This is a genomic window from Pseudomonas sp. R4-35-07 (genome assembly GCF_003852235.1).
GTDB lineage: Bacteria > Pseudomonadota > Gammaproteobacteria > Pseudomonadales > Pseudomonadaceae > Aquipseudomonas.
Map to the genome: position 1 here is coordinate 3,029,630 of NZ_CP027732.1, position 15,663 is coordinate 3,045,292.

At 58.6% G+C, this 15,663-nt stretch carries 13 protein-coding genes and 2 pseudogenes; 7 read left to right on the forward strand and 8 right to left on the reverse strand.

Annotated features, from left to right (window positions below; translation table 11 throughout):
- Window positions 1-5 precede the first annotated feature (5 nt).
- A complete protein-coding gene (locus C4J89_RS13770) occupies window positions 6-1,424 on the forward strand; it encodes an aldehyde dehydrogenase family protein (RefSeq protein WP_124414724.1) in 1,419 nt (472 codons plus the stop codon).
- Window positions 1,425-1,665: 241 nt separating this feature from the next.
- On the opposite strand, the gene phzG is transcribed toward C4J89_RS13770, so the two are convergent.
- The 7 genes from phzG to C4J89_RS13805 are packed head-to-tail and all read right to left on the reverse strand — an operon-like array spanning window position 1,666 to window position 7,949.
- Window positions 1,666-2,334, reverse strand: coding sequence for a phenazine biosynthesis FMN-dependent oxidase PhzG (phzG, locus tag C4J89_RS13775; RefSeq protein ID WP_124404195.1), 669 nt, complete (start codon window positions 2,332-2,334; stop codon window positions 1,666-1,668).
- Window positions 2,331-3,167, reverse strand: coding sequence for a PhzF family phenazine biosynthesis protein (locus C4J89_RS13780; RefSeq protein ID WP_124362890.1), 837 nt, complete (start codon window positions 3,165-3,167; stop codon window positions 2,331-2,333). The genes phzG and C4J89_RS13780 overlap by 4 nt, the downstream gene beginning before the upstream one ends.
- Window positions 3,168-3,169: 2 nt before the next feature.
- Window positions 3,170-5,059: an anthranilate synthase family protein gene (locus C4J89_RS13785; protein WP_372238986.1), complete on the reverse strand. Its 1,890-nt coding sequence runs from the start codon at window positions 5,057-5,059 to the stop codon at window positions 3,170-3,172.
- A gap of 20 nt (window positions 5,060-5,079) precedes the next feature.
- Window positions 5,080-5,703: an isochorismatase family protein gene (locus tag C4J89_RS13790; RefSeq protein ID WP_124414726.1), complete on the reverse strand. Its 624-nt coding sequence runs from the start codon at window positions 5,701-5,703 to the stop codon at window positions 5,080-5,082.
- Window positions 5,700-6,920 carry a 3-deoxy-7-phosphoheptulonate synthase gene (locus C4J89_RS13795; RefSeq protein ID WP_124362893.1) on the reverse strand — a complete coding sequence of 407 codons (1,221 nt, stop codon included), beginning with the start codon at window positions 6,918-6,920 and terminating at the stop codon, window positions 5,700-5,702. The genes C4J89_RS13790 and C4J89_RS13795 overlap by 4 nt, the downstream gene beginning before the upstream one ends.
- 23 nt (window positions 6,921-6,943) lie before the next feature.
- Window positions 6,944-7,432, reverse strand: a complete 489-nt coding sequence (locus C4J89_RS13800) for a PhzA/PhzB family protein (RefSeq protein WP_124367076.1) — start codon at window positions 7,430-7,432, stop codon at window positions 6,944-6,946.
- A 25-nt stretch (window positions 7,433-7,457) separates the two neighbouring features.
- Window positions 7,458-7,949, reverse strand: coding sequence for a PhzA/PhzB family protein (locus C4J89_RS13805; protein ID WP_124362895.1), 492 nt, complete (start codon window positions 7,947-7,949; stop codon window positions 7,458-7,460).
- 402 nt (window positions 7,950-8,351) lie between these two features.
- Between C4J89_RS13805 and C4J89_RS13810 the strand changes: the two genes are divergently transcribed.
- On the forward strand, window positions 8,352-9,077 hold the full coding sequence (locus C4J89_RS13810) for an autoinducer binding domain-containing protein (RefSeq protein ID WP_124365155.1): 726 nt from the start codon (window positions 8,352-8,354) through the stop codon (window positions 9,075-9,077).
- 47 nt (window positions 9,078-9,124) lie between these two features.
- On the opposite strand, the gene C4J89_RS13815 is transcribed toward C4J89_RS13810, so the two are convergent.
- Window positions 9,125-9,715: an acyl-homoserine-lactone synthase gene (locus tag C4J89_RS13815; RefSeq protein ID WP_124362896.1), complete on the reverse strand. Its 591-nt coding sequence runs from the start codon at window positions 9,713-9,715 to the stop codon at window positions 9,125-9,127.
- Window positions 9,716-9,982: 267 nt separating this feature from the next.
- Between C4J89_RS13815 and C4J89_RS13820 the strand changes: the two genes are divergently transcribed.
- The 5 genes and pseudogenes from C4J89_RS13820 (at window position 9,983) to C4J89_RS13835 (ending at window position 15,623) form a co-directional block, all read left to right on the forward strand.
- The gene (locus C4J89_RS13820) at window positions 9,983-12,166 is read left to right on the forward strand and encodes a PAS domain S-box protein (RefSeq protein WP_124414727.1); all 2,184 of its coding nucleotides are present in this window, start codon (window positions 9,983-9,985) and stop codon (window positions 12,164-12,166) included.
- Entirely contained in the window at window positions 12,163-12,528 is a 366-nt protein-coding gene (locus C4J89_RS13825; RefSeq protein ID WP_124414728.1) for a response regulator, read from the forward strand. Before C4J89_RS13820 ends, C4J89_RS13825 begins: the two co-directional genes overlap by 4 nt.
- A gap of 208 nt (window positions 12,529-12,736) precedes the next feature.
- Window positions 12,737-13,366, forward strand: a pseudogene (locus tag C4J89_RS27475) (PAS domain-containing protein); the annotation flags it as partial.
- Between the two features lie 159 nt (window positions 13,367-13,525).
- Window positions 13,526-14,002, forward strand: a pseudogene (locus C4J89_RS27480) (methyl-accepting chemotaxis protein); the annotation flags it as partial.
- 442 nt (window positions 14,003-14,444) lie between these two features.
- Entirely contained in the window at window positions 14,445-15,623 is a 1,179-nt protein-coding gene (locus C4J89_RS13835) for a PD-(D/E)XK nuclease family protein (protein WP_124414730.1), read from the forward strand.
- Window positions 15,624-15,663: the final 40 nt, after the last annotated feature.

Genomic DNA, 15,663 nt, shown 5'->3' on the forward strand with positions numbered 1-15,663 from the left:
AGCCTATGTACACCCTCAGCACGAGCTATATAGACGGCACATTTGTCCCGGTTCGGGGCACGGAGAGCTTGCTGATTATTTCTCCCACGACCGAGAACGTCCTCGGGACGGTCACGCTGGCAAACCGCGAAGATGCGGTGCTGGCCATCGAAGCAGCCGCGCGGGCCCAACGTTTATTCGCCAGAAGTCCTAAGGCGCAGCGGATTGACATGCTCAGAGCGCTGCAAGCTGCGGTATTAAGGAACGCCGATAGCATTCGCGACTCTGCCATTGAAGAGTACGGCGGGGTCTACTCGCGTACTCAATGGGTAAGCCAGTACGTCTCGCAGAGCTTTGCGAATGCTATCCAGACGCTTGAAGACTACCCTCTGGTGCGAACAATCGGCGCGGCGCGGGTATCAATGGAGCCGGTGGGTGTCGCAGCGCTGATTGTGCCGTGGAACAGTGTCGCCGGAACCGTCTGCAGCAAATTGGCCTCGGCTATCGCCGCAGGTTGTACCTCTGTGATCAAGCCCAGCGAGCTCAGCCCCCTCCAGACACAGGTGATTACCGAGGCGCTTCACAGCGCGGGGTTACCGGATGGACTGTTCAATGTCTTGCTGGGCAGAGGGCACGACGTTGGAGATGAACTGAGCACCAACCCGACGGTTGCGAAAATTTCATTCACGGGCTCTACCCCAACCGGCAAGTTGATTGCGCGTGCAGGCCTCGACAGCCTGAAGCGGGTGAGCCTGTCGTTGACCGGCAAGTGCGCCTCGATTCTGCTGGAGGATGCAGATTTGGCGAGTGCCATCCCGATGATCGTGAATGCCGCGTTCATGAACAACGGCCAGGCCTGTGTCGCTGGCTCGCGACTCCTGGTGCCGAGCCAGCGGGCAGACGAGGTCGTTGCTGCCGTGAAGGCCTGTGTTGATGGGTTGGTGGTGGGCGACCCATGGCGTCCCGATACCAGCCTGGGGCCGCTGGCCAGTGCAGCGCAGTTTGATCGAGTCCAGCATTTCATCCGCCAGGGCTTGGAACAGGGGGCCCGACTCGTCGCTGGCGGGGCAGGGCGCCCGGACGGCATCGACAGAGGCTACTTTGTCAAACCAACGGTATTTGCCGATGTGACGAGTTCAATGGCGATCGCGCAGGAAGAGATATTCGGGCCGGTGCTGTCAATCATGACCTACGACTCCGAGGAACAGGCTGTCGAGATTGCCAATGACACCATTTACGGACTGCAGGCCTATATCTTCGGTAAAGATCTCGACCGCGCCAAGCGTATGGCCTCCCAGCTTGAGGCTGGCACCGTCTTGATCAATCGTGCCACTCCAGAATTACTTGCACCCTTTGGCGGTTTGAAGCAGTCGGGGATAGGCAGAGAGTTTGGCGTGCATGGCCTGGAAGCGTTTCTTGAGGCTAAATCGGTGGTGGTGGGTTAGGCGTCAGCGTTATGTCTCCTAGCTAACGACAAATGGGGATGTCAGTGAAACGGTCACAGCGCTGCGAGCGAGGACAACTCGACCTTGTGGCGGGCGAACGCACCCCAATGCCGATCAGTTAAGCGAAAGTGGTTCATTGTAGGAGCGAGCCTTAACTGGCGGGCGCCAGGGCTTGCCTGCGTTGGGGCGGAGAAATAACTCCAAAACCAGGCGCTGCAATCGCGCAGCGCCCACCCATAAATCAGGGCTGCAAACGCCGCACCCTCCAGCCCGTATCGCTGCGGTCATAGCGCAACCGCTCATGCAACCGTTCCTGCCCATTCCCCCAGAACTCCAGTGACTCAAGTCGCAACTCGAACACGCAATACCCCTCGGGACGCGGCAGTGGGCCTTGCGCCTCGGCCAGTTGCCTGGCGGCGTTGCGCATGGCTTGCACGTCTTCTAAATCTTCACTCTGGTGCGATACCGATGACATCGGGTGCGTCGCATACGGGCGCTTGAGCCATGCTTCATCGGCCTTGGCATCTGGCAGGCGCACGGCCTGGCCATTGAGGATGATCTGCTGACTGGTCTCGCGCCAATACAGCACACCCGACGCCCACGGGTTGTCGGTCAGTTCACGGCCTTTCTGGCTGCCAGCATGGGTGCTGAACAACAGCCCGGCGTCGCTGATTTCACTGATGACCACGATCCGCGTGGAGGGCCGGCCCTGGCGGTCGGCGGTGGCCAGCGCCAGGGCCTTGGGTTCGCGGATGCCCACGCGGCGGGCACGCTCCAGCCAGTTGTGCAGCACGCTCATGGGGTCGGCGGGCAGTGTCTGATATTCGGGGAAGGGCGCATCCAGTGTGCCGGTGAGGGATTCCGACATACCTTTACCCAGCAGCGGCTTGCCTTGCAGTGAAAGGTTCATAACACGATGCTCCCGCGTCCGAACGTGACGCCATGACCGGATACCTCGACTCGCGTCAGTTGATCGGCGCGGCCCTCGGCTTTGGCGAACATCAGTGAAGGGCGGCCGATTTCCACGCCCTGCAAAATCTCCACGGGTTGGCCGAACGCTATCTGGCCGTGACGCGCCAGGTGAATCGCCAACGGCCCGGCAGCAGAACCAGTGGCCGCATCCTCGACCACGCCGTAGGCCGGCGAGAACATCCGGCTGCGCCAATGCCGTCCCGCGCCGGCAAAGCAGTTGATGGCCATGTCGTGGAAGCTGGACAGCGCGCGATGGTCGGGGTGCAGGGCCGACAAGGCTGCAATGCTCGGCAGGCCGACGAACACATGGCGCGGCCCGTTGTGATAAATCTCGATGGGAAAGGTCGACTCGCTGATGCCCAGGGCCTCGAGCAATTCAGCGTCGCGGCCCAGGGCCGTCCAGGTCGGGATCGGCTGGTCCATGCTGGCGGCGATCACGCTGCCGTTCTGGCGCTCGAGTTCAAAAGCGATGGTGCCCATTTCGGTTTCCAGGTACAGCCGGTGATTGTCGGTGTGCGCACCCAGGGCAATGGCCGTACCCAGCAACGGGTGGCCGGCGAAGGGCAGTTCGTTGACCGGGGTGAAAATCCGGATCAGCGCATCCCCACCGTTACGTGGCTTGAGCACGAAGGTGGTCTCCGACAGGTTCATTTCTCGGGCGATGCGTTGCATCTGCGGGGCCGGCAAGTCGTCGGCGTCAAAGAACACCGCGACCGGATTGCCTTCCAGCGGCACGCTGGCAAAGGCGTCGATGATGACGTAGTTGTGCATGGTTATCTCCCGGCGGCCGAAACGGTGCTGTCGACAGGTGCGTGGATGAGGGCGTGCCGCAGCAGGTCGGCGATGATGCGCGGGCCTTCCTGGGTCAGCAGCGACTCGGCATGAAACTGCATGGAGGCAAACGACGGCCCGCGCAGCGCGTGGACCTCGCCGGTCTCGCTGTCGCGGCTGATCTCGACCGTGCCGATGCCATCGATGTCCAGGCGGTCACTGGAACTTTGGGCCGCGAATGTGTTGTAGAAACCCACCCGTTCGGCGTTGCCGAACAGGTCGATCTGTTTTTGCACGCCCTGGTTGGGAATGGCCTTGCGTTGCAACTGCAGGCCCAGGCACAGGCTTAGCACCTGATGACTCAGGCACACCGCCAGGAACGGTCGCTGCTGGCTGAGCAGGGAACGGATGGCTACGTGCAGATGGTCGATTTTCGGCAGTTGGACATCGCTTGGGTTGCCAGGACCGGGGCCCATGATCACCAGGTCGTAACCGTCGAAACTGTACTCGTCGCTGAAGCTGCACACCGTCACCACCAGGCCCAGCGCCCGCAGCTGTTTGGCGATCATCGAGGTGAAGGTGTCTTCGGCGTCGACGATCAGCACATGTCGCCCGCTGAAGTCGGCTTGGGTTTGTTGGCGCTGCTGGCTGTCCATCAACCAGAAATCCGAGACGTAGGCATTGCGGCTGGCCAATGCTGCGCGCACCTGCAGATGGCCACCGAAGCGCGAAGGTGCCTGGTTTTTCAGTGCGGCGATCAGGCCGGCGGCCTTGGCCCGGCTTTCAGCAGCTTCGGTCAGCGGCTCGGAGTGGCGCACGATGGTCGAACCCACGCTGATGCGTACCTGCCCGCTGTTATCGATGTCGGCGGTGCGAATCAGGATCGCCGAGTCCAGGGAGCGTCCGCCTTTACCATCGCTGCCGATCAGCGCGGCCATGCCACTGTAGTACGCACGGCCTTGCGGCTCATAGCGCTGGATCACCCGGCAGGCGCTCTCCAGCGGGCTGCCGGTGACCGTCGGGGCGAACAGAGTTTCGTGCAGGATCTCGCGCACATCGCGGCGGGTCTTGCCTTCGATGAAGTACTCGGTGTGGGCCAGGTGCGTCATTTCCTTGAGGTAAGGACCGAGGACGTGTCCGCCGTCTTCACAGATGCGCGCCATCATTTTCAGCTCTTCGTCGACCACCATGTACAGCTCATCGGCCTCCTTGCGGTCAGCCAGGAAGTCCATGACGTCGGTCAGGCTGGGTCCGGCGGGAGGGTAGCGATAGGTGCCGCTGATGGGGTTCATCACCGCGAGCCCGTCCTTTACGCTGATGTGGCGCTCGGGGGACGCGCCGACAAAGGTGCGACTGCCGGTGTGAATGATGAATGTCCAATAGACGCCTTTTTCCCGCTCCAGCAGATGACGAAAGAACGACAGCGCACTGGCCGGGCCGTACTCACTGATCTCGGCCAGAAAGGTGCGCTTGATCACGAAGTTGGCGCCTTCCCCGGAGCCGATTTCGTTGGCGATCACTTGGCTGACGATCTCGGCATAGGTGGCGTCGCTGAGGTCGAAGCGTTCGTTGTTCAATTGAATCGGCACGTTGGGCAGCGACGCCAGCAACTGCTCAATGCCGATGGACTGCTGCTCGGTGATGTTCATCGCCAGCAACGGTGACCCATCGTCCACCGCCTCGAAGCCGCGTTCGGCAATCTGGCGGTAGGGAATCAGCGTCAGTACATCCAGGCGCGGGGCACCGATCGACGGGGCAGGCAAGTCGATATCGGCCAGTACCTGCGGCTGCGACATCTCGCCGATCAGCACGTTCAGCAGCCCGGGACCGCTGGATTCCGGACGATACAAGAGGGCAAACGGTTCGGGCGTCGGTTGCAGGATGCGTTCCATGAGGCGGGCGGCGGCTTGGCTCATAGCACCACCTCGTCGGTGGTGACGACCATGGCGCAACGGCTGGCGGCGTATTCCATGGCCATCCAGTGATGCTCCTTGCTGAAGTCGGCGATCGCGTCGGCAACGAGGAAGGGTTGGATGTCGTTGGAGTAGGCATCCACGCTGGAAATCAGTACCCCGACATGCGCATACACCCCGCACAGGATCAACTGGTCGCGCTCGCCGGCGTGCATGCGTTGCAGCAAGTCGGAATTGAAGAAGGCGCTGTAGCGCCACTTGGTCAGCAGCCAGTCACCCGGTTTGGGCGTGAGGGCGTCGACCACCTCGCGGTCGGCCGGGCTGGCCTGCATGCCTGGGCCCCAGAAATCCTTGAGCAGCCCGCGTTGCTCCGCGTTCATGCTGCCCGGTTGGGCGGTGTAGGCCACTGGCACGTCGTTGTCGGCGGCCCACTGGCGAATGCGCGCGGCATTGCTCACGACTTCTTCACGCAGGGCCTGGGGCAAGGGCCGCAGGAAGTAGCGCTGCATGTCATGCACCAACAGCACGGCGCGCTCGGGGTCGATACGCCACTGCGCGAGGTTGGAGGGCAGGTCGCGGGAGGTGGGCAGGGCGTAAGGGACGATCGATGGAATGCCGGTCATGGCGACAAACTCCAGTCAGAGGGAACCAAGGGTGGAGGAGGGCAGGTTTGCCAGGCCATCACCGCAGCAATGGCTTGCCTGGGGTTCAGGCGCGGGTCGCACAGGCTTGTGTAGTGGCTGGCAACCTGGTTCAGGCCGGCGGCATCGGAGGCGCACTCGCTGACGTCATCGGGGGTGGTTTCCAGGTGCAGTCCGCCGGCCACGCCACCAGCGGAGATCACGGCATGTTTGAAGGCGGTGATTTCCTCGGTGATGGTTTGCACCATGCGGGTCTTGTTGCCGCAGGGCGCGACGATGGTGTTGCCGTGCATCGGGTCGCTGAGCCAGATGATCTGGTGGCCGGCACGGCGCACCGCTTCAACCAGCGGTGGCAGGCGGTCGGCGACCTTGTGGGCGCCCATGCGGGCGATCAGCGTCAGCCGGCCGGGCTCGCGCCTGGGGTCCAGGCGCGAGCACAGGCTCAGCAGCTGGTCCTGGGTGATGTCCGGGCCGACCTTGCAGGCCACCGGGTTGAGTACTTCGCTGAGCAACGCTACGTGAGCGCCGGTCAACTGGCGGGTACGCTCGCCAATCCAAGGCCAGTGGGTTGAGCCGAGAAATACCCGGCCCTGTTCGTCCTGGCGCACTTGCGGCAGTTCGTAGTCGAGCACCAGCATTTCGTGGCTGGTCCAGGCGGGAGAACCGCTGAGCGACTCCTTGCCGGCCGGGTCCTTCCACCCCAGATGCTGCATGATGTCCTGCGCGGCGCGATAGCCGCGCACCAGGCGTTGCGCATCATGCTGGCGATGGCCGCTGACTGCCTCCCGACCGTTGACCATGTCACCGCGATACACCGGCAACTCGACATCGCCGATGCGTTCGCTGTGGTTGGAACGCGGTTTGGCAAACTGCCCGGCAATCCGCCCCACCCGCACCACCGGTTGCTGGGTTACCAGCCGGAACGCACCGGCCAGAATGTCCAGCACCGCGGCTTTGCGCGTCACATGGCTGGGCGCGCTTTCATCCATGTCCTCGGCGCAGTCGCCGCACTGGATGATCATCGCTTCGCCAGCCGCGACCCTCGCCAGGGTGGCACGCAGGACCAGAATGTCTTCGACGCGAATCAGTGACGCGCTGTCCCTGAGGTAGGCCTGCGCGTCATGCAATTGTGAGGGTTCGCTCCATTGAGGCTGCTGGAACGCTTCACAATTTAGAACCCGTTTCAGTAAGTCTTCCATGATGCGATCACTCTCCCAAAGGATTAAGTAGGGATGCCTTCACGCTTGATGTGCGGTACCGCAATACCCAAGGCGCGCAGTTGTTGAAAGACGTTCATGAATTCACGATTGCGTTTTACTTTGCCGTCCTCCAGTTCGAAAGAGTGCAGGAAGTGATTCTCGTAATAACCTTCCGGGTAACCCGGAAAGAGAATCTTGCCGTGACCATCGCACTCGACCCAAATATGGTTAGGGTCATCGGTTTCAAACACCTTGACGTTGTACCATTCCCAATCCGGGAAGCACTTGAGTGACCAAACAGCGTGTTCGGCCAATTTGGCTTTGCCACTGATTACAATCGGGGCGCCGGTATCCGTGGTCCATAAGCCGCCGGAACCGTCTTCAGTGAATAGTTCATGACGACGCAGGCGATCCTGGCCTTTGGTGCGCATGTATTGCTCGACCGTGGCGCGGTTTTTGCGACGTAGTTCAGTGTCATTAGTTGTCAGTTGTTGTGCTGCGCTGGTAGACATGCTCAATCTCCAATGGATAAAGGGCTTATGAGGCGGGGATCCCTTCACGCTTGATGCTTGGAATCGGGATGCCCAAGGCGCGAAGTTGCTCGAAGGGGTTCATGAATTCACGGTTTTGCGTGATCTTGCCGTTGTCCAGCTCGAAGGAATGGATGTAATGGTTTTCGCAATACCCCTCCGGGTAACCGGGCACCAGGGACTTGCCACGGCCGTCGCTTTCCACCCAGAAATGGTTGGGATTGTCGGTTTCAAACACCCGGACGTTGTGCCATTGCCAGTCTGGAAAGCACTTGTCCAGCCACACGCCGAGGGCGGCGAGTTTCGCGTGGCCTTTAAACACAAGGGGCTCACCGGTTTCGGTGTTCCAGGAGCCGCCGCTGCCATCCGGCGTGAACAGCTCATGCCGGCGCAGGCGATCTGCGCCGTTAGTGCGCATGTACTGTTCAACCGTGGCGCGATTTTTTTGGCGAAGTTCGAGCTGATCATTAAAACCGCCAGTGATAAGCGAAGCAGGCATGGGCAGCGTTCTCCTTAGTTGATTAAGGTTTAAAAAATCAAGTAAATATTTAGTTAATTACGCATGGCCGTATCTAACAGTTGTTTTAACTGTCGTGCCTTCGCGGCTGTTCCGAGCGGTGTTGTTTATACACCCGCATTTCCGGGGCTTGGAACTACCAGATCTTGTAGTGGCTCAAGCCTGAGTGGTGCGGTGCGGGCTGTCGGATAGGTTGTTGCAGTATTATGAATGGGCAGGTTCATTCGTCGGCCGAGAAACAGTGGCCTATGGCTAGTTAGTTGGGTTAGTCATAAGAAATCTAGTGCTAGTGCGAAGCAGTCTATGGCGCTGGGATTTTGTGTTTGACATGAGTTCAGGTTGGTTTAGTCTCATATCTCCTTTGGAGCTTTATAGGTGTTCAAAATGGAATTAGGACAGCTGTTGGGATGGGATGCTTATTTTTACAGTATCTTTGCGCAAACCATGAACATGGAGGAATTCACGGCGGTTTCATTGAGGGTCTTGCGTGAACTGCGGTTTGATTTCTTTGCTTATGGCATGTGCAGTGTGACGCCGTTCATGCGGCCCAGAACCCATATGTACAGCAATTATCCCGAAGACTGGATACAGCGCTATCAGGCAGCTAACTACGCAACGATCGACCCTACGGTGAAACACAGCAAAGTCTCGTCGGCCCCTATTTTGTGGAGCAATGAGCTGTTCCGGGGCTGCCCGCAGCTGTGGTCTGAAGCCAACGATTCGAATCTACGCCACGGCCTGGCACAGCCCTCGTTCAACACCCAGGGGCGTGTCGGGGTGTTGAGCCTGGCACGCAAGGACAACGTCATCAGTCTTCAGGAGTTCGAAGCATTGAAGCCGGTGACCAAAGCGTTTGCCGCGGCGGCCCTGGCGAAGATTTCCGAGTTGGAAAGCGACGTTCGTGCGTTTAACACCGATGTGGAGTTCAGCGAGCGGGAATGTGATGTGTTGCGCTGGACCGCAGACGGCAAGACCTCGGAAGAAATTGGCGTGATCATGGGTGTGTGCACCGACACCGTGAATTACCATCACCGCAATATCCAACGCAAACTCGGTGCCAGCAACCGCGTGCAGGCCGTGTCTTACGCGGTCGCGCTGGGCTATATCTGAGGTTCATCGACTGCGCCGAGTCGTCCAGCAGGACGACTCGGCCGGTATCATGCGGTCTCTTCCAGAAACGCCCCGGACGTGAAGGCTGAAGGCATGCGCGCACCACGGTGGTGTTCACGGTGAGCCGAGAGTTTGATCGCGAGGATTTTTTCGTCCTGGTGCAGGGTGACCGGCCCCAGGCGTTCGTAGTTGACCCCATTGATTTTGTAATAGCGCTCCATCGTGCTGTTGACGATGCCGACGATGGCATCGGCGCCTGCCAAGCGAGCGGTCTTGAGACTTTTCCAGAACAAGGGCATGGCCAATTGCGGTTCGCGGGTGGTGAAACGTGTCATTTCCCAGATGGCGGTATGCTTGGGCGGTGTGCCTGCGCAGGTATGGCTGAAGACGCCCTCCAGCAGGTTGGGGAATATTGTGGGTATCAGGCGGGCGCAGCCTACAATGCAATGATGCTCGTTGAACGCCAGGAGGTAGCGGGCGTGCTCCGTGTCGTATTGGTCCCACTCACAACCGGCCTGATGCGGCTGGATGGGCAATCGCCATCCAAGTTTCTCGACGAATTGTTCGTGCCGAAAGCGACCTAACATGAGTTTGAGCTCGTCACTCATTTCGCTCAGCGTATGCTCTTCCATGTGCATGACAGGATGTTCCTTGGGGAGGGGGCAAGTGCGGGTTTTTATAGAGGACTTGTAGAGGCTTGGCACCTACAAGATCTTGTAGTGGGCTCTATGCGCCATTTTTACTGAACTACCGAAACCCATAATGATCTAGCGTCCATTGCAGGCTCAGAAAAGATCTTTGCGGGTGAAATGAGATTTATCTGAAGTGGAACGCCGTCTCAGGCAGAGTAGGCCCTAAGACGGTGAAAACAGATGCGTTCCAATCAGGTGTTTGAGGAATGAACGATGTTGAATTTTGATGAGCGCCCCAGAGACGCGCGCGAGCCCAGCGAGTACGAGAAGCTGGTCGCGATGGGAACTCAAACGCTCGATGCCATTCCCGGGGCTATCTATCTCTGTGACCACAACGGGTGGCTCGTCCGATTCAACAGCGAAGCGGTCGAGCTGTGGGGCAGGACGCCGGCGCTGGGGGAGGGCGCAGACCGCTTCTGCGGTTCGTATCGCCTTTATTCCACAGATGGCACGCCGTTGGCCGTTGACGAATGCCCGATGGCCTCGACCCTCAAGGCGGGCCAGTGCGCGCGTAACCAGGAAGTCTTGATCGAGCGCCCTGACGGATCGCGATTCGTGGCACTCATGAGTATCCGCACGCTGAGAGACCGGGAGGGACACATCCAGGGCGCAATCAACTGCTTTCAGGATGTCTCGACGCACCACGCCATCGCCGAGGAGCTGCGACGCAAAAGCTGCGACCTTGAGGACTTTTTCGAAAACAGCGCCGTGGGCCTTCATATCGTCAGCGGCGAAGGCATTATTCTGCGGGCCAACAAAGCCGAGTTGTCGCTGCTGGGCTATTCAGCGGACGAGTACATCGGCCGTCACATCACCGAATTCCATGTGGATGAGCCGGTTATCGGTGACATCCTCACCAAGCTTGGCAGCGGCGATTGCCTGAACAGCTATCCGGCGCGCCTTAAAGCCAAGAACGGCACCATCAAGCATGTCGCGATTACCTCCAATGGGCGCTTTGAAAACGGCAAATTCTTCAATACCCGTTGTTTCACTATCGACGTGACCCGCGTGCACGACGCCGAAACCGAGCGCCAGGAGAGCGATGACCGCTTGGCGGCGACTTACGAGGCGGCGACCATCGGCATTGCGGAAGCAGGGGAGGACGGTCGCCTGCTGCGGGTGAACGATGCCCTGTGCACCATGCTCGGTCGGTCTCGCGAGCAACTGCTGGCGATGACCTTCTTGGACTACACCCATCCAGACAGTGTCGAGCAGGACGCGGCGTTATACGCACGGCAGGTGGCGGGCGAACTGGACAATTACGTGTTGCGCAAACGTGCCGTAAAGCTCGATGGCCAGCCGATCTATCTGGATATTCACAGCTCATCGGTAAGGGCTGCCGATGGCAGGTTCCGCTACGGCGTGCGGGTCATCCAGGACGTGACGCTGGCCCGAGAGATGGAACACCGCGTGCGCGAAAGCGAGCGACACATGCGCAACCTGCTGGAGGCGCTGCCGGCGGCCGTCTACACCACCGACGCCGAAGGGCGCATCAACTTCTATAACGGCGCGGCCGTCGAGTTGTCGGGGCGCACACCGCAACTGGGCGACCTGTGGTGCGTCACCTGGAAACTGTTCAACACCGATGGCACGTATCTGCCTCACGACCAATGCCCCATGGCCGTGGCGCTCAGGGAAAATCGGCCGGTGCGGGGCGTGGAGGCCATTGCGGAACGCCCGGACGGCACTCGCGTGTCCTTTGCGCCGTATCCGACCCCTCTGCACGATGCCGACGGAAACCTGATCGGTGCGATCAACATGCTCGTGGACATTACTGAGCGAAAGCAGGCAGAAGACCGACAGAAAAACCTGATCGATGAACTCAATCACAGGGTCAAGAACACCCTGGCCACGGTCCAGTCCCTGGCGGCGCAAACCGCGCGCAGCGCGCAGGATGCCAACGAAGGCTATGTCCGCTTCGAAGCCCGGCTGCTCGCGCTGTCGCGTGCCCACGACCTGCTGACGAAGCGGCATTGGGGCCACACTCCACTGAGCGTGCTCGCCCATGAAGTGCTAATGCCGGTATTCGGCGATGAACCTGGGCGCATCATGATCGCCGGTGATGCCATTGATGTGGACACCCGCGTCACCCTGAGCCTCACCATGACCCTCAATGAGCTGGCAATCAACGCCCTGAAATACGGTTCGATGTCGAACGAGACCGGGACACTTTACGTGAACTGGAGCGTTCAACCCCAACCGGACGGCGCGCTACTCACCCTGGACTGGCGCGAGGAGGGCGGCCCTGCGGTGATCACGCCAGAGCGCAAAGGGTTGGGTTCACGTTTGATGCAGCGCTGCATCGAGCGTGATCTAGGCGGTTCTTTCGAACTCGACTTTGCCCGGGAGGGCGTTCATTGCCGCTTTTCGTTCATGGTCGTTGAGAACACACCATGACCGTGTTCCCAGGGCTCAGGGTGCTGCTGGTTGAAGACGAAGGCGCCATCGCGATGTTGATCGAGGGAATGCTCGAAGACATGGGATGCACGGTAGTCGCCTCCGTGGCCCGACTCGCGAAGGCACTCGAAAAGGCCAGTGTGCTCGACGTCGACCTGGCGATTCTGGACGTGAACCTGGCGGGAGAACGCGTGTTTCCGGTTGCCAGTGTTTTGCGTGCACGCCACATTCCGTTTTTATTCAGCACGGGGTATGGAGCCAGCGGTTTGCCGGAAGAGTTTGCTGACTGCCCGGTTTTGCATAAGCCGTTCGCGGAAAAGGATCTTCGGTTGAAGATGGCGCTGACGTTGAATGAGGCGTGATCAGAGCGCGGTTTATTGACGTCAAATCATAATTGTGTAGGACGCCATTCAGTTGCCCGATTGTCCGCCGATACCTATTCAAGTCGTATCCGTTGACGGTAAAACCGAGGGTCAGTCCATGTTCAATAAAACTATAAAAGATGAACTGGAGGCCAGGAAGGCTGAAGTAATGGGTTACAAGGGATTGTTCGAAGCACTGGGCCGCTCCATGGCGGTGGTCGAGTTCGATCTGGACGGAAAAGTGCTGCGAGCCAACGATAATTTTCTCGCCACCATGGGCTATAGCGCCGACCAATTGCTTGGTAAGTCGCATCGAGACTTCTGCCCCCCTGCGTTAACTCGCAGCGCGGATTACAGCCAGTTTTGGGCGCAACTGCGTGCCGGTACATTCGTGTCGGGGACTTTCCAGCGAATTAACGCGATGGGGCAGAATGTCTGGCTTGAAGCCAGTTACAACCCGGTGCTCGACGAGCGCGGCCAAGTGAACAGGATCGTCAAGTATGCATTGGACGTGACTGAAAAAGTCGCTCAAGAAGCGCTGGCGCAGGGCAAGCTGGCCGCGCTGGATCGCGCCATGGCTGTGATTGAGTTTGACCTCACGGGCAATATCCTCTCGGCCAACGACAACTTTCTACACACCATGGGCTACGGCCTAAACGAGCTCAAGGGTAAGCACCACCGGCTGTTTTGCGAGCCAAGCTTGGTCAATAGCAGCGAATACAGCGACTTCTGGCGTCGATTGAACGCCGGAGAGTTTTTCAGTGGTCAGTTCAAACGTATCGGCAAAAACGGACGGGTAGTCTGGCTGGAAGCGACCTATAACCCGGTGTATGACGCTGACGGCAAATTGTCGAAGATCGTCAAGTTCGCCAGTGATATCACCGCGCGCATCGAGCGCTTTGAAGAGGACTCGCGCGGCGCTTCCCGGGCGTACCATATTTCCGCCGAGACCGAGAAAGTCGCCGAACAGGGCGCCCAAGTCATCCAGGAAACAGCCAGAGAGATGCGCCAGATAGCCGAAAACATTGGTGCGTCGGCGCGGCTGGTCGGTCAGTTGGGTGACCGTTCCGAACAGATCACGGCCATCGTCAATACCATTCGCGGTATCGCTGATCAGACCAACCTGCTGGCCCTCAACGCCGCCATTGAAGCCGCTCGAGCGGGCGATCAGGGCCGAGGCTTTGCGGTAGTGGCCGACGAAGTCCGGCAACTGGCAGGGCGCACCAGTCGCTCGACTGCGGAAATTGCCGAAATGATCGGCAAGATCCTTTCCGAAACCCGTGATGCCGTCGCCAGCATGAACGCTACTCAAGAGGGTGCGCAACGCGGCGTAGGCCTGGCCGATCAGGCTGGCTCGGTGATATTGCAGATTCGCAGCGGCACCAGCGACGCCGTCGCGGCGGTGAGCATGTTCGCCTCCAAACTCGACGAGTCAGAAGTGATTCCCAAAACTGCTGTTAGTTGGGTTGGGTAAGAGGTTAGAGCAGGTGCGTACTTAAATTGTAAGGGTACGGGGTCATGCCCATTCATGCGTGCAGACTGGATCACGCGCGTAATGGCTGCCGCCGGAAATTATCAGCTCGGTACAAACCGGCGCCATTGATGCTGCACTGACCATTCAAAACAGCCAGGCACGTTGCATGGCGTAGAGTCAGCGGTGGAGGTTTGATTGGGACATGCCTGCCTTAATACTCAATTTAACAAGTGAACTATGTCAGATGTTTTATCGAGAGCATAACGTTCAAAAACAAAAACCTGAACTAAAAAAAGCGACTCGTAGGTTCGCCACAATAGGTTCACATCCGACCTTTCATTCGGCACTTCGGGAGGAATAATGGATACTGGCATTGTGCCCCCGTTTTCTATTAACATCAAACGACTAGCGGGCATTTCGTTCGCTCAATAGGGCATACGGTATGGACACCTTCTCGCAACTGAATGCACTGCGCACCAGTTCTGGTTTTGCCTCTCTTAGCCGTTACACGAGGGCATTTGATCTTTTCAGAGTGATGGGCGTGAGCTCCAAAGAGCTCGTTCATTCGAACATTCTCGCCGCCCTCATGGATGAGCATGATGCTCATGGTATGGGCGCGTTGTTCAGAGATGCTTATGTGGTGTCACTTGGACAATTGCCTTGTATCGGAACGCCTTTGTCACAACAAGTACGAGAAAGCACGGCCGGGGCAAAGGCAAAGATTGCCAGGGAACTAGCTCACATTGATATTTTGCTCGACTTCCCCTGCCTGCGCCTCGTCATTGCGGTTGAAAACAAGATATGGGCGGCGGACCAGCACAACCAGGTCGCCAGCTATCAGGAGGCGTTGTGCGAACTTTACCCACACTATGAGTCACGCGCGTTGGTTTACCTCACCCCGACGGGGAGGGAATCTCCCACTGTCGACGTCCACTCCAGCGTGCCTGTGTATTACCAATCCTATGGTGAGTTGGCGGCCCTTTTACATCAGTATCAACCCATGGCTACCCAAGCTGCCGGCTATTTTATTGACCAGTTCATAACTCATATAGAGAAGACGATGTCAGGTAACACTGAGTTGAGCTGCCTTTGTTGGGAGGTATTCCAAAAGAACGAAGAGGCTTATGCCCACCTCGTCAAGCACTACGAATACTGCAAGACGCGCAAGATGACTGAATTGTTTAACCGTCTGCGTGAGCGTTTGGCTAGTGATCGCCTGTTTGAGCATTTTGAGGGCGAGATGGAAACTATGTTCTCATCTAATCCAGACAAACAAAAATACGATTTGGATATTCGCCTGCGAAGTTGGCCTGAGGGCGTAGGGGTCAAGATATACAAACACAGTTGGTTTGGGGTATTTCCATTCTTTCGCGCAAAGGATCTTGAAGCGCTGATCCCTCGGCTGCCCTCGTTCACGAAACCTGCACATGCCGTTCCGGACTGGAAAGATTTGTACTTCGCCTCGACTCGCTTTTTGATCAAGGAGGATCGTTGCGTGCTGGAACAGGGTGACAAGCTGACGGAGGCCTATCTTGATGACGCGCTGACGCGTGTGCATGACTGCATAATTGAAATCAGTGTAACGCTGGAAAAGTCGTGTTCCAGTAGTAGCGAGAAATAGTCACCAAAGGCTCCGTGGCGGATTGCCGGCATCAGGTGTT

Coding starts and splice junctions, on each gene's coding strand:
- C4J89_RS13770 (WP_124414724.1), top strand. CDS start 6: ATGTACACCCTCAGCACGAGCTATATAGACGGCACATTTGTCCCGGTT.
- phzG (WP_124404195.1), bottom strand. CDS start 2,334: ATGAACCTTTCACTGCAAGGCAAGCCGCTGCTGGGTAAAGGTATGTCG.
- C4J89_RS13780 (WP_124362890.1), bottom strand. CDS start 3,167: ATGCACAACTACGTCATCATCGACGCCTTTGCCAGCGTGCCGCTGGAA.
- C4J89_RS13785 (WP_372238986.1), bottom strand. CDS start 5,059: ATGGAACGCATCCTGCAACCGACGCCCGAACCGTTTGCCCTCTTGTAT.
- C4J89_RS13790 (WP_124414726.1), bottom strand. CDS start 5,703: ATGACCGGCATTCCATCGATCGTCCCTTACGCCCTGCCCACCTCCCGC.
- C4J89_RS13795 (WP_124362893.1), bottom strand. CDS start 6,920: ATGGAAGACTTACTGAAACGGGTTCTAAATTGTGAAGCGTTCCAGCAG.
- C4J89_RS13800 (WP_124367076.1), bottom strand. CDS start 7,432: ATGTCTACCAGCGCAGCACAACAACTGACAACTAATGACACTGAACTA.
- C4J89_RS13805 (WP_124362895.1), bottom strand. CDS start 7,949: ATGCCTGCTTCGCTTATCACTGGCGGTTTTAATGATCAGCTCGAACTT.
- C4J89_RS13810 (WP_124365155.1), top strand. CDS start 8,352: ATGGAATTAGGACAGCTGTTGGGATGGGATGCTTATTTTTACAGTATC.
- C4J89_RS13815 (WP_124362896.1), bottom strand. CDS start 9,715: ATGCACATGGAAGAGCATACGCTGAGCGAAATGAGTGACGAGCTCAAA.
- C4J89_RS13820 (WP_124414727.1), top strand. CDS start 9,983: ATGTTGAATTTTGATGAGCGCCCCAGAGACGCGCGCGAGCCCAGCGAG.
- C4J89_RS13825 (WP_124414728.1), top strand. CDS start 12,163: ATGACCGTGTTCCCAGGGCTCAGGGTGCTGCTGGTTGAAGACGAAGGC.
- C4J89_RS13835 (WP_124414730.1), top strand. CDS start 14,445: ATGGACACCTTCTCGCAACTGAATGCACTGCGCACCAGTTCTGGTTTT.